Source organism: Rudaea sp. (genome assembly GCF_057139185.1).
In genome coordinates, this window is record NZ_DBNHDN010000039.1 from 74,021 (window position 1) to 87,232 (window position 13,212).

Sequence of the window (13,212 nt, forward strand, 5' to 3'; positions counted from 1 at the left end):
GAAGGCCAATTTTTTGAAGCCCGGGTGTTCGGGCCGATCAATCGGCGATGCCGAGCCGCTTGCGCTCGAGCCGGCGCAGGAATTCCTCCATGATGCGCCGGTACAGGTCCTCGCCGAGATAGTCGTCCTCGACGCCGGCGTCGATCGAGGGGTTGTCGTTGACCTCGATGACGACGTTGCGCTCGCTGTTCTGCTTGAGATCGACGCCGTAGAGACCATCGCCGATCGAGGCGGTGGCCTTGAGCGCGAGCTTGACCACCTCGCTCGGCGCGTCGCGTACGGGCAGGGTCTTGAAGCCGCCGGATTTCTGCGTCGCATTGGCGCCGTGGTTGTAGATCTGCCAGTGGCCGCGTGACATGAAGTACTGGCAGGCGTACAGCGCCTGGCCGTCGAGCACGCCGATGCGCCAGTCGAATTCGGTGAACATGAATTCCTGGGCGAGCACGAGCGCGGTGTGCTGGAACAGGTCGTCGGCGGCCTTCTTCAGTTCCTCGACCGTTTCCACCTTGACGATGCCGCGCGAGAACGAGCCGTCCGGAATCTTCAGCACGATCGGAAAACCGAGCTGGTCGGGCAACTCGGCCAGCTTCTTCGCGTCGTCGCGATAGAGGATTTCGGTTTTCGGCGTGGCCAGCTTGCGCGACTTGAGCAGATCGTGCAGATAGATCTTGTTCGTGCACTTGAGGATCGAGCCCGGGTCGTCGATCACGACCATGCCTTCCTTCTCCGCCTTGTTGGCGAAGCGGTAGGTGTGGTTGTCGATCGCGGTCGTCTCGCGGATGAACAGGCCGTCGTATTCGGCCAGGCGCGAGTAATCGTTCTTGCCGATGATCTCCACCTCGATGCCTATTTCGCGGCCAGCCTCGACGAACGATTTCAGTGCGCGCTTGTTCGACGGCGGCATCGCCTCGTTCGGATCGGCGAGCATCGCGATGTCGTAGCGATAGGCCTTGCGCGCGCGCGGCCTGCGCCAGAGTTTCTTCGAGAACTTGTCGAGCGAAGCGGCGAAGGAATCTTCCTGCTGGTCGGTCAGTGTGTGCAGGCCGGCAGGCTTGATCGCGGCGATCTGCCAGACCTTCTCGCGTTCGAATTCCAGGCGCAGGATCGGGCATGGAAACGTGTCGAATACCTGGCGGGCGAGATCGGACAGCGTCGTGTAGCTCGTCTCGCCGAAATAGACGAGCACGCCGAAATCGGTGGTGTCGCGCCCGCCCTCGGGCAGGAATTTGGTCAGCTTCTGGTTGAGGTCCTCGATGTCGAGGCCGTACAACGCGCGTTTGCGCAGGTCGTTGATCGTGCGCACCGACGGGATCACTTTGTGCCCGCGCGCCTCGGCGAGCAGCGAGACGTAGTAGCCGATGCCGAGATACTTGTAGCTGCGGCAGAGATTGATTACCTGCACGCGCTCGTCATCGGCCGCGATCGGCTCCTTGAGGTAGTCCTGCGCCGCGACGACGTTGTCGGACGGATAGTACGAGCCCCAGTCCGAGGCCTTTTCCACGACGATGACCAGGCGACTCATGCGCGGTTCGCACCCGAGATTGAAAAATGCCGCCGGGACGGCCGCTCCAGGGCGGACGCAAAGCCCGCTGAAAATACACTCGGAGGTTCGGACATGGCGGGCTGCGCCGTGGTGGCAGGGCGCGCAGTTTGACACAACTGCGCGGCGCGGGATTCAGCCAAATTCAACAATTCGCGCGGAATTCGCCCGTTGGCGGGCGCTGGCCGTTGTCTCGATCCGCGGGCTTGGCTTAGGCTGCGTCCATGCCTGCCCCGCACACCGACATTCCCATCCGCCCGGCCGTCGACGCCGATCTCGACGGGCTGCTTGCGCTCGAGCGCGCGGCGTTCACCTCCGACCACCTCTCGCGCCGGCAATACCGGCAGCACCTGCGCAGCGCAACTGCGGACGTGTTCGCAGCGGCCGATGCGGGTGGCCTGCTCGGCAAGGCCGTCGTGTTCTATCGCGCCGGCAGCGACATCGCGCGCCTGTATTCGATCGCGGTCGCCGAACACGCGCGCGGCCGCGGCGTCGCCAAGGCGCTGCTCGCCGCGGTGGAGCACGCGGCGCGGCGGCGGAACTGCGCGCGCCTGCGCCTGGAAGTGCGCACGGACAACCACGCCGCGATCGCGCTGTACGAGCGCCTCGGCTTCCATCGCTTCGGCGGCAAGCGTCGCTTCTACGAAGACGGCGCGGATGCGTGGCGCTACGAGAAGCACTTGCCGGCCGCGGCGTGAAGCGGCGGTCTGGCCGCGGCCCTCCCGGCCCGGCACATCGACGCGGGCGTGTCGGCGTCGGCTCTGCTCAGTGCGCCGCCGCCTTGCGTGCCGTGCCGCCGTTCATGAGGCGGTCGGTGACCGCGATGCCGATCGCGGACAGGATGAACACGCAGTGGATGATCGTCTGCCACATCACCCCGGTCGGCGTCAGCGTGTTGCAGCGTGGCGCGGCGACCGAGGTGTCCTTGATCAACATGAAGTCCTCGGGCGTACAGAACGGCAGACCTTCGAGTGCACCCGATGCGATGAAGGTCTTTAGCAGGTGGATCGAAGAGATACCGATGATCGCCATCGCCAGCTTGACCTTGAGCACCGAGGCGTTGACGTGGCTGAGCCATTCCGGCTGGTCGGGGTGGTCTTCCAGGCGCAGGCGCGAGACGAAGGTCTCGTAGCCGCCGACGATGACCATGACGAGCAGGTTCGAGATCATGACTACGTCGATCAGGCCGAGCACGATCAACATGATCTCCTGTTCGCCGAAATTCACCGCGCCAACGATCAAATGCCACAGCTCCTTGACGAAGAGCACGACGTAGACCCCCTGTGCGACGATCAGGCCCAAATACAGCGGCAGTTGCAGCCAGCGCGAGGAGAAGATCAGCAGCGGCAGCGGTTGCATGCCCGGCTGGGTGGAATTCGACGACATGGACTACCCCGGTTGCGAACAAAGTCGCCGATTCTATCGATCGAATGTTCGGATTGCGTTAGTGCGCCGCCAGCCGGATTGTTTCGTGCCGCCGGCCTGTCTACCATCGCCGCTTCGCAGTGAATTCGATGGCCCGTCCATGTCCGCGATTCCTTTCCGCTCCATTCGCGTTTCGATATTTCTGGCGTCGGCCGGACTCGTCCTCGCCGGCTGCGCAATGCAACCGCGCGAGCCCGTTGTGCCGCCAGCGCAGCCGCCGGTCGCCGCGGTGCATCCGTATCCGATATCCGCGCCGAGCGGCACGCGCATCGACAACTACTATTGGCTGCGCGATGACACGCGCAGCAAACCCGAGGTGCTCAACTACCTCAAGGCCGAGAATGCGTACTACGCGCAGATGACCGCGCACACGCAGGCGCAGCAGGAGGCGCTGTACCAGGAAATCACTGCGCGCCTGGCCCCGGATGATGCGAGCGTGCCGGTGAAGTACCGCCACTGCTGGTACCAGACGCACTACGCGCAAGCCGCGGAGTACGCCCTCCATTCGCGCCGCTGCGGCAGCCCCGATGCGCGCGAGGAAGTGCTGCTCGATGGTCCCGCGCTGGCCAAGGGGCACGACTTCTTCCAGATCGGGCGGTACGAGGTCAGCCCGAGCGAGAAGCTGATCGCCTATGCCGAGGACGTCGCCGGTCGCCAGCAGTTCACGATCCGCATCAAGGACCTCGTCAGCGGCAAGCTGCTGCCCGACGTGCTGGCGAACAGCTCCGGCGCGGTGGCCTGGGCCGATGACAACCGCACCCTGTTCTACGTCGAGAACGATCCGATCACGCTGCTCACCGTGCGCGTGAAGAAGCACGTGCTCGGCAGCGATGCGAAGAAGGATCCGGTCGTATACGAGGAGCGCGATCACAGCTACTACCTCGACGTGGCACGCACGGGCGACGACAAGTTCATCGCGCTCGAATCGCAGTCGACGCTGTCGAGCGAGGTGCGCTTCATCCCGGCCAGTCAGCCGAAGGCACGCTTCAAGGTGCTTGCCCCGCGCGAGCACGATTTCAAGTACGACGCCGAGCACATCGACCGGCGCTGGGTGGTGCGCACGAATTGGCAGGCGAAGAACTATCGCGTGATGCAGGTCGACGACGCCCAGGTCGGCGACAAGAAGCGTTGGCGCGAGATCGTGGCGGCGCGCAATGATGCGACGGTCGACCGCATCGCCCTGTTCCGCAACTATCTCGTCATCGGCGAGCACAGCGACGGCCTTGCGCGCGTGCGCATCAAGCCGTGGCGCGAGGGCGCGACGCGGCTGGTCGACGCGGGCGAAGCCGACTACGCGATGGTGATCGGCGACAACCGCGAGGTCGACACCGACGTGCTGCGTTACGAGGTCGCCTCCCTGGTCACACCGAAAACCGTCTACGACCTCGACATGCGCAGCGGCAAGCGCGAGCTGCGCAAGCGCGAAGACGTGGTGGGCTACGATGCTGCGAACTATGCGAGCGAACGCGTCTGGGCCGTCGCTCGCGACGGCGTCAAGATCCCGATATCGCTTGCCTGGCGCAAGGACACCAAACGCGACGGCAGCGCGCCGATGCTGCAGATCGGCTACGGCGCCTACGGTGCGACGAACGACCCGAACTTCAACCCCGCCTATGTTTCCCTGCTCGACCGCGGCTTCGTCGTCGCGCTGGCGCACGTCCGCGGCGGCGGCGAGATGGGGCGCGCCTGGTACGAAGACGGCAAATTGCTGAGGAAGCGGATGACGTTCCTGGACTTCATCGACACGACCGAATACCTCGTCGCGCAGAAGATCGCTGCGAAGGACAAGGTGTTCGCCTTCGGCCGCAGCGCGGGCGGCCTGCTGATGGGCGCGGTCGCGAACATGGCGCCGCAGGACTATCGCGGCATCATCGCCCAGGTGCCGTTCGTCGATGTGGTAACGACGATGCTCGACGAGTCGATCCCGCTGACCACGAACGAGTTCGACGAATGGGGCAACCCGCAGGACACGAAGTTCTACGAGTACATGCTCACGTACTCGCCATACGACAACGTCGAGGCTCAGGCCTATCCGGCGATGTTCGTCAGCACCGGCCTCAACGATTCGCAGGTGCAGTATTACGAGCCGGCAAAGTGGGTGGCGAAGCTGCGCGCGATGAAGACCGACAACAATCCGCTGCTGTTCAAGATCAACATGGAGGCCGGCCATGGCGGCAAGAGCGGCCGCTATGCGCATTGGCGCGAAATCGCCGAAGCTTACGCGTTCATGCTTGACCAGTTGCGGCCGGCAGCCGAGGGCAAGGCGGCAAAGTAACTGCGCGCGCTGCGTCAGCGCGGGCCGGCGCGGGTGCCCGGTTCGGGCGCGTCGGCGAGCGCGGCGACGAGTTCGCCGAGATCGCGCACGATCAGATCCGGATGGACTTCGGACTGGGCCGACGCTTCGGTCCAGGTCGTGCTGCCGCGGTGCAGCCAGACGCTGCGCAGACCGGCGCGATGCGCGCCGATCACGTCGAGTTCCGGATCGTCTCCGACGTGCAGCACTTCGTCCGCCGCGAGGCCGAGTTGCGCGCACGCCGCGTGGAAGATTTCCGCCGCCGGTTTGGCCGCGCCGAACGCGCCCGCGCGCAAAGAAAAACGGAAGTACGGCGCGAGGCCGATCGCTTCAAGGTCGGCGTTGCCGTTGGTGATCGCGGCGAGCGGATAGCGCGCGCGCAGCTGATCCAGCGCGGGCAGCGCGTCGGCGTAGCACTCGATGCGGTTGCGCTCGGCGTAGAACGCGGCGAAGGCCGCGTCGACGTGGTCGTCGGCATAGCCATGCGGCAACAGGGCCTCGCGCAGCGACAACCGCCGCTGTGCGCTGAAGTCATGGGTGATATGCGGGTTTTCCCCGGCGACGCGGTCGCGCAATGCGCGCATCGCCTCGATCGGGTACGCCGCAGCCGTGCGTGGGCAATGCGCGCGTAGCCAGGCGTCGAGGTGCTGCTCCGCACGCAGCATGACCGGCGCGATCGGCCACAGCGTGTCGTCGAGATCGAACGTGATCGCGTGAATGCGCATGCCTGTCAGTGTCTCAGCGCAGGCTCACGGGTTGCCCGACTTCTTCGCCGCCTTTTTCTGCGCCATGATTTCGGCAGCGCGTGCCTTGGCTTCCTGCGCCTCGACCGAGTTCGGCTGGGTGCGCACGAGGTAATCCGCGGTCGCGTTCGGCGCCGATGTCGGCCGCGGCTCGCCGCGGCCCTGCACGCGCTCGGCGACCCAGGCCGAGTTCGCATCGAGCTCCGCCATCAGCGCGGGCGCGTCGTCGACCGGTACCAGCTGGTGCTTGCGGATGATAGCCTTGCCCGTATCGGAGCTCGCGTACTTGATGAACTTCTCGGTGGCCTCGAAATTCTTGCTGTCCTTTTTCGCGGCGAGATAGAGTGGCGCATACAACGGATAGCTGCCGTCCTTGATCGTGGAGGTATTCGCCGCGACGCCTTCGACCTTGAGGATCTTGATCGCCTTGTTGTTCCATACCGAGGACAGCGTGGTGAAGCCAAGGCCGTGCGGATCGATCGTCACGCCTTCCTCGAGCTTGTCCGTGTTCATGTACTGGCGCCCGGCCCACACCGGTTGATCGCCCTTGTTGTAGATGTATTTGCGTAGCACGTAGTCGACGCCGTCCAGCGGCGCGGCGATCGCGTAGAGGTTGATCGGCTCGTCCAAACCGCCCAGATCCTTCCAGGTCTTCAATTGGCCGCTGTAGATCTCATAGAGCTGCTTGAGCGTGATGCCGTCGGCGGGATTCTTCGGCGAGGTGATCGGTACCATCGCCTCCCACGCGATCGGGTAGAACGTCAGGTTCGCCTCCTCGGCGCGGCCGGGCATGGCCGGGCGTGCGCTGCCGGCGACGTCGGCCGAGCCCGAGTTGACCGCGTCGATGCCCGAGATCGTGCTGAACGGCTGCAGCGTCACCTTGCCGAGCCTGGACAATTCGTACTGCTTGGCGAGATCGGCGACGAAGGCGCGCTCGGTGGCACGGTCTCCGCGCCAGACGATGCCCGGCGGCAGCGCGGTTTTGCCCGGTGCGGACTTTTTCGCGGCGGGCCTGGTCGCCGGCTTCGATGCCGCGGGCTTGGTTGCCGTCTGTGCGGGTGCCGGAGCGGCGGCGCCCGGTCCGAGAAGGATGCCGAGCGATCCGGCAAGAAGAATAAAAGTATATTTTTTATCTTTTTTCACTTTGTGACGATCCACTTGTTGCAAGAGCAGGGGCGCATTATCGCCCAAGTCCTCCGATCGGCGCATTACTGCAGGGTGACCACGAAGGTATCCCCGCCGCGTGCGACGACGAGTTGTGCCTGGCGCGGGCCGCGCTGCATCAGCTGGCGCAGTTCGGCGAGCGTGTTCACGCGCAACCGGCCGATGCCGAAAACGACATCGCCGGCCTTGAGCCCGACCTGCGCGGCACGGCTGCCCGGGGCGACGCTGCTGACGCTGACGCCGCTCTTGCCGTCGGCGCGCGCGCGTTCGCCCACATCGGCGAACGTCGCGCCGGCGAGACGCGCATCGAGCTTGGCGCCGTCGACCGTAGCCACGTTCTCGGCTTCGATGCGCGCGGTCACGGTCACGGGCTTGCCTTCGCGCAGCAGCTTCAACTCGACCGTCGAGCCGATCGCGGCGAGGCCTTCGGCGTTGTACAGGTCGCCCTCGTTCAGTACCGGTCGGCCGTTGGCGGCGATGATCACATCGCCCGCCTGCAGGCCTGCGCTCGTGGCCGGAGAGCCTTCGCGCAGCTGGGTCACGACCGCGCCCTGCTGGTCGTCCTTGGCGCCGAGCATGCGCGCGATTTCCGGGTTGACGCTCTGCACCTGTATGCCCAGGGATCCGTGCCTGACGCTGCCGGTGGCGATCAGCTGGCCCATCACGTTGCTGGCGAGATTGGACGGGATCGCGAAGCCGATGCCGACATTGCCGCCCGATGGCGAGTAGATCGCCGAATTGATGCCGACCAGTTCGCCGCGGAGGTTGACCAGCGCGCCGCCCGAGTTGCCCGGGTTGATCGAGGCGTCGGTCTGGATGAAATTCTGGATGCCGAGTCCGCGCAGGCCGCTGCGGTTGAGTCCGGAAACGATACCCGAGGTCGCGGTCTGGCCGACGCCGAATGGATCGCCCAGGGCGACGACAAAGTCGCCGACGCGCAACTGGCTCGAGTCGGCGAGCACCAGTGCGGTCAGGTTTTCGGCCGGGATCTGGATCACCGCGACGTCGGTGTCGCGGTCGCTGCCGATCAACTTCGCCTTGAGCGTGCGCCCGTCGTGCAGGGTCACCGAAATATCATCGGCGCCGTCGATGACGTGGTTGTTGGTCAGCACGTAGCCCTTCGCGGCATCGATGATCACACCCGAGCCCAGCGACTGTTCCACTCGTTCCCTGGGCATGTTCTGCATGCCGAAAAACTGGCGGAAAAACGGGTCGCTCGTGAACGGGTTGTTGACCCGCACATGGGTCTTCGAATTGATGTTGACCACGGCCGGGACGACACGCTCGAGCATCGGCGCGAGCGAGGGCAGTGGCTGGCCGTCGACCGCGACGGGCAGGGCGGCATGGCTCGTCGTCGCGAATTGGGAAAATGCGGCGAGAAGCAGGGCAAATGCGGCCAATGGAAGCGCGAGCCGGCGCATCGGTTTGGCCAGGCGGGCAGGGGAGGGCAGGCGCGGCATGGTTCCTTCTTTTTCGGTTGGATTGACGCTTTCGACAGACCGCGAATTTGCTGTTGCGTTCCCGGTTTCACCGACTGCAGGAGGGGAAAACCGCATTCCGTGGCGGTTTCCCGGGCGGCGCGGGTGCGATCTCAAGTCCTGTCGCAATTCAACGCGGTAAGCTTTTGATTGGTATGGGTTAAAAAAATCCTTTGACAAGCAAATTCCGGAGGCGTAGGTTTGCAACTGCCTCGCAGCCACAACATCTTGTGTACTTTTCAGCAAAGTATCCCCAAGAGCTTGGGTTCGAGGCAAAGGTAACAAAAATGCAAGACAGCGCCTCCAAGCGCTGGACGGGGCAACAGACGCGACAATTCAAGAAGCGAAAACAAGAGTGCCAGGGCCGGTGAAGATCGGAAAAGGCGCCAGAGGGGAGGTTTTCCCCGGAAATCCCGAATGGGTTAGGGGTTTTCCAGGCCACGGACGGCCCAGATTCGGCGCATCGGTAAAGACCCCGGAAGACGCTATCCGGACCGGTACGCAAGCAACGGGCAACAAAAGCGCGGTGGTGGAGTCAACAACTTTGGACCCATCGCCGCCGCGCAGGATGCCCAACCATAACAAGCCGGGAGAGAATCCAACGATGAGTACCGTACGTGTCGAGGCCCTGGATCGCGGCGAGGCGACGATCCCGCTGCAACCGGCTTCCTACGACATCTGGGACAAGAAGTATCGCCTGAAGTCCAAGCAGGGCGAGGCGGTCGACGCGAGCATCGACGGCACCTACCAGCGTGTCGCGCGCGCGCTGGCCGAGCCGGAGGCGACGCCGGAAAAACAGAAATACTGGTACGAGCGCTTCCTCTGGGCGCTGCGCCGCGGCGCGATCCCGGCCGGGCGCGTGACGTCCAACGCCGGTGCGCTTGAACACAAGCCGGCCACGTCCACGATCAACTGCACCGTCTCGGGCACGATCGAGGATTCGATGGATGGCATCCTCGAAAAAGTCCACGAGGCCGGCCTGACGCTCAAGGCCGGCTGCGGTATCGGCTACGAATTCTCGACCCTGCGCCCGCGCGGCGCGTACGTGTCGGGCGCGGGCGCATACACGTCCGGGCCGATGTCGTTCATGGATATCTACGACAAGATGTGCTTCACCGTATCCAGTGCCGGTGGCCGCCGCGGCGCGCAGATGGGTACGTTCGAAATCGGCCATCCCGACGTCAAGGACTTCGTTCGCGCCAAGCGCGAGGACGGGCGCCTGCGTCAGTTCAACCTGTCGCTGCTGATCACCGACGGTTTCATGCAGGCGGTCGAGAACGATGGCGACTGGCCGCTGGTGTTTCCGGTCAACATCAAGGAAAAGGACGAGATCGACCTTGACGATGCGACCAAGGTGATCTGGCGCGACTGGCCGACGACGAAGAACTACGTCACCCGCGAGGATGGTCTCGTCGCGTGCAAGATCTATGGCCACATCCGCGCGAAGCACCTGTGGGACATGATCATGACCTCGACGTACGACTACGCCGAGCCGGGCTTCATCCTGATCGACCGCGTCAACGAGATGAACAACAACTGGTGGTGCGAGAACGTGCGCGCGACCAACCCGTGCGTGACCGCCGACACTCGCCTGGCGACGCAGTACGGCATGGTTCGCATTGACGAGTTGCATGCCGCGCAGGCGCCCCTGCAAGTCACCGTCGACAATCGCGCGATTGAAACCGCCGAGCAGGGAACCTCGGTGCGCCCGGCGGTGCCTGCCTTCATGACGGCTGCGAGGGCGAAGGTCTGGCGGGTAGTGTCGGAGGATGGCTACGAGATCAAGGCCACCCAGTGGCACGATTTCTACACCGACCGCGGCAAGATCAAACTGTGCGACCTGGCCATTGGCGACAGCCTGTGGGTGCAGTCCGGCAAGGGTCAGTTCGGTCGCGAGGGTTCCGAGGATCTTGGTCTGCTGCTCGGCCTGATCACCGGCGACGGTCATTTCACGAACCGTGGCAAGGGTGCGCAGGCGGCGGTGGTCACCCTGTGGGGCGAAGAGCGCCTGCTGGCCGACCGCGTCTGTGCCATCGTCAACCACCTGATCGCCGATCAGAGCACGAACAATCGCGAATACACCGCCACGCCGGTCGCAGTCATCGAACGCAACCAGGTGGTGATTCGCTCGACCTTGCTGGCGCGGGCGCTGGCGCCACATCGTTTCGCTGCCGACAGCAAACTGCGCGTGCCGGAAGTCGTCTGGCGTGGTAGCGAGGCTTGCGTCAGAGGCTACCTGCGCGGTCTGTTCCAGACCGATGGCACGGTGAATGTTTCCCACAGCAGCCAGAGCTGTTCGATCCGGCTGGCCTCCAGCCAATCGACGCTGCTCAAGGATGTACAGGTTTTGCTCGCCAACTTTGGCGTATTCAGCCGAATCCGCGCGCGTCGTGCCGCCGGCCAGCGGCTGTTGCCCGACGGCCATGGCCACAATCGCCTGTACGATTGCCAAGCCGACTTCGAGTTGATCGTGGACGGCCAGGCACGCGAGCGGTTCATGCGCGAGATCGGTTTCCTGCTGCCGGCCAAGAACGACAAGTACGCAAGCTGGGTGAGCGGGCGCAAGCTGCTCAAGTCGCAGCGTTTCACCACCCGCATCGCGAGGATCGAATACGTCGGTGAACAAGCCGTTTTCGACACCACCCAGGCCGACCACAACACCGTGATCTTCAATGGCCTGGTGACCGGGCAATGCGGCGAGCAGCCGTTGCCGCCGTACGGTGCCTGCCTGCTCGGCTCGGTCAACCTCACCATGTTCGTGCGCGATGCCTTCACCGATCGTGCGCGTTTCGACTGGGACGAATACAAGGAAGTCGTGCGCGTGTTCACCCGCATGCTCGACAACGTGGTCGAGGTCAACGGCCTGCCGCTGCAACAGCAGCGCGACGAGATCATGCGCAAGCGCCGGCATGGCATGGGTTTCCTCGGCCTGGGCTCGGCCATGACCATGCTCAAGATGAGCTACGGCTCGGCCGAATCGGTCGCCTTCACCGAGGACGTCGCCCGCGAGATGGCGGTGGCGGGCTGGGAGATGGCGCTGGCACTGGCGCAGGAAAAAGGCCCGGCGCCGATCATGGACGAGAGCTTCACCGTCACCGAGGCGATGCTGCGCCAGCGCCCGGAGATGAAGCGCGACGGCTGGAAAGTCGGCAAGAAAATCCCCGGCCGCGTGCTGCACGCCAGGTATTCGCGCTACATGCAGCGGGTGGCCGAGGTCGCGCCGGATCTGGTGAAAGCGCTGTCCGAAACCGGCGCGCGCTTCACCCATCATTCGTCGATTGCACCGACCGGCACCATCTCGCTGTCGCTGGCCAACAACGCCAGCAACGGCATCGAGCCGAGCTTCGCCCACCACTATTCGCGCAATGTCATCCGCGAAGGCAAGAAGAGCAAGGAAAAAGTCGAGGTCTACAGCTACGAGCTGCTCGCCTATCGCACTCTGGTCAACGCCAAGGCGATGCCGTTTTCGGACGATGCCGACGCGAAACTGCCGGAGTATTTCCGCGCCGCCGACGACATCAGCCCGACCGAGCACGTCGACATCCAGGCCGCCGCGCAGAAGTGGGTGGATTCGTCGATCTCCAAGACCGCCAACGTCCCCACCGACTATCCATACGCCGACTTCAAGGACATCTACACCTACGCCTGGAAGCAGGGCCTGAAGGGCTGCACCACCTTCCGCTTCAACCCCGCCGCCTTCCAGGGCGTGCTGGTGAAGGAAGCCGATCTGGCCAACACCACCTATCGCTTCGAACTGGAGGATGGCTCGTTCATCGAAGCGCGAGGCAACGAGGAAATCGAATACGATGGCGAGACGCATACCGCCGCCAACCTGTTCGATGCGCTGAAAGAAGGCTACTACGGCAAGTTCTGATGCGTGGCCGCGCGCAGCGAAGGCATCCGCCACGTTTGGACTTCGCAGCGACGGCGGCGATACCGGGTAACCACGACAACCGACCAGGAGCAACGTCATGGGCACGACCGATGAGGTGAAAGCGACGGTGATGGGCGCGGTGGAATCAGCGGGCGACAAGGTGCAGAAGGTGATCGCTGACGTTCGCCAGGCCGCCGGCCCGGCGGTCGAGAAGGCCCGCGCCAAGGCGGTCGATGTCGGCAAGAAGGCCAAGGCCACCGTCGAACAGGTACGCAAGGTGGTCGCGCAGAAAGTCGACGCCGCGCGGGCGCGGGTGGCAGCGGCGAAAAAGGCGGTGGCCTCGAAGCCAGCCGCAAAGAAAGCAACGAGCAAGAAACCGGCGGCGAAACCGGCCGTGAAGACTGCCGTGAAGAAAGCAGCCGCGAAAAAAGCAGTAAAGAAAGTTGCGAAAAAGGCCGCGACGAAAGCGGCGAAAAAGGTTGCGAAGAAAAGCGCAACCAAGGTCGTGAAGAAAACCGCCAAAAAAGCGGTCGTGAAGAAGTGAGCCTGCCGAGCCTTTAGCGCGCACGGCGCGCCCGCACAGGCGCGCAAGCAGACAACCGGCAGCAGGCCAGGTCTCGCAAGCGGACAACTCGGCAAGCAGGCAATCCGGCAGGCGCGCAAATCGCGCACGCGGGCAAGCATCAAATTCCCTA

At 64.2% G+C, this 13,212-nt stretch carries 9 protein-coding genes; 4 read left to right on the top strand and 5 right to left on the bottom strand.

The annotated features are described in order from the left end of the window. Positions 1-37 precede the first annotated feature (37 nt). On the bottom strand, positions 38-1,522 hold the full coding sequence (locus tag AC16HO_RS13510) for a RimK family protein (RefSeq protein WP_395643159.1): 1,485 nt from the start codon (positions 1,520-1,522) through the stop codon (positions 38-40). Positions 1,523-1,764: 242 nt separating this feature from the next. Between AC16HO_RS13510 and AC16HO_RS13515 the strand changes: the two genes are divergently transcribed. Continuing rightward, positions 1,765-2,238, top strand: coding sequence for a GNAT family N-acetyltransferase (locus AC16HO_RS13515; RefSeq protein WP_395643158.1), 474 nt, complete (start codon positions 1,765-1,767; stop codon positions 2,236-2,238). A gap of 67 nt (positions 2,239-2,305) precedes the next feature. Here AC16HO_RS13515 and AC16HO_RS13520 read toward each other — a convergent pair whose 3' ends face one another. Then, on the bottom strand, positions 2,306-2,926 hold the full coding sequence (locus tag AC16HO_RS13520) for a TIGR00645 family protein (RefSeq protein ID WP_395643157.1): 621 nt from the start codon (positions 2,924-2,926) through the stop codon (positions 2,306-2,308). A 139-nt stretch (positions 2,927-3,065) separates the two neighbouring features. Here AC16HO_RS13520 and AC16HO_RS13525 point away from each other — a divergent pair, with 139 nt between their 5' ends. Continuing rightward, on the top strand, positions 3,066-5,240 hold the full coding sequence (locus AC16HO_RS13525; protein WP_395643156.1) for a S9 family peptidase: 2,175 nt from the start codon (positions 3,066-3,068) through the stop codon (positions 5,238-5,240). Positions 5,241-5,254: 14 nt separating this feature from the next. Here AC16HO_RS13525 and AC16HO_RS13530 read toward each other — a convergent pair whose 3' ends face one another. The 3 genes from AC16HO_RS13530 to AC16HO_RS13540 form a co-directional block, all read right to left on the bottom strand. Continuing rightward, complete coding sequence (locus AC16HO_RS13530; protein ID WP_395643155.1) at positions 5,255-5,983, bottom strand: HAD family hydrolase; 729 nt, start codon at positions 5,981-5,983, stop codon at positions 5,255-5,257. 24 nt (positions 5,984-6,007) lie between these two features. Then, positions 6,008-7,144: a substrate-binding domain-containing protein gene (locus AC16HO_RS13535; protein WP_395643154.1), complete on the bottom strand. Its 1,137-nt coding sequence runs from the start codon at positions 7,142-7,144 to the stop codon at positions 6,008-6,010. A gap of 65 nt (positions 7,145-7,209) precedes the next feature. Next, on the bottom strand, positions 7,210-8,625 hold the full coding sequence (locus AC16HO_RS13540; RefSeq protein WP_395643153.1) for a DegQ family serine endoprotease: 1,416 nt from the start codon (positions 8,623-8,625) through the stop codon (positions 7,210-7,212). 622 nt (positions 8,626-9,247) lie between these two features. Here AC16HO_RS13540 and AC16HO_RS13545 point away from each other — a divergent pair. Together AC16HO_RS13545 and AC16HO_RS13550 are read left to right on the top strand one after the other, a co-directional pair. Continuing rightward, positions 9,248-12,517, top strand: coding sequence for an LAGLIDADG family homing endonuclease (locus AC16HO_RS13545; protein WP_484335544.1), 3,270 nt, complete (start codon positions 9,248-9,250; stop codon positions 12,515-12,517). 130 nt (positions 12,518-12,647) lie between these two features. After that, on the top strand, positions 12,648-13,061 hold the full coding sequence (locus AC16HO_RS13550) for a hypothetical protein (RefSeq protein ID WP_484335545.1): 414 nt from the start codon (positions 12,648-12,650) through the stop codon (positions 13,059-13,061). The last annotated feature ends 151 nt before the right edge of the window (positions 13,062-13,212 follow it).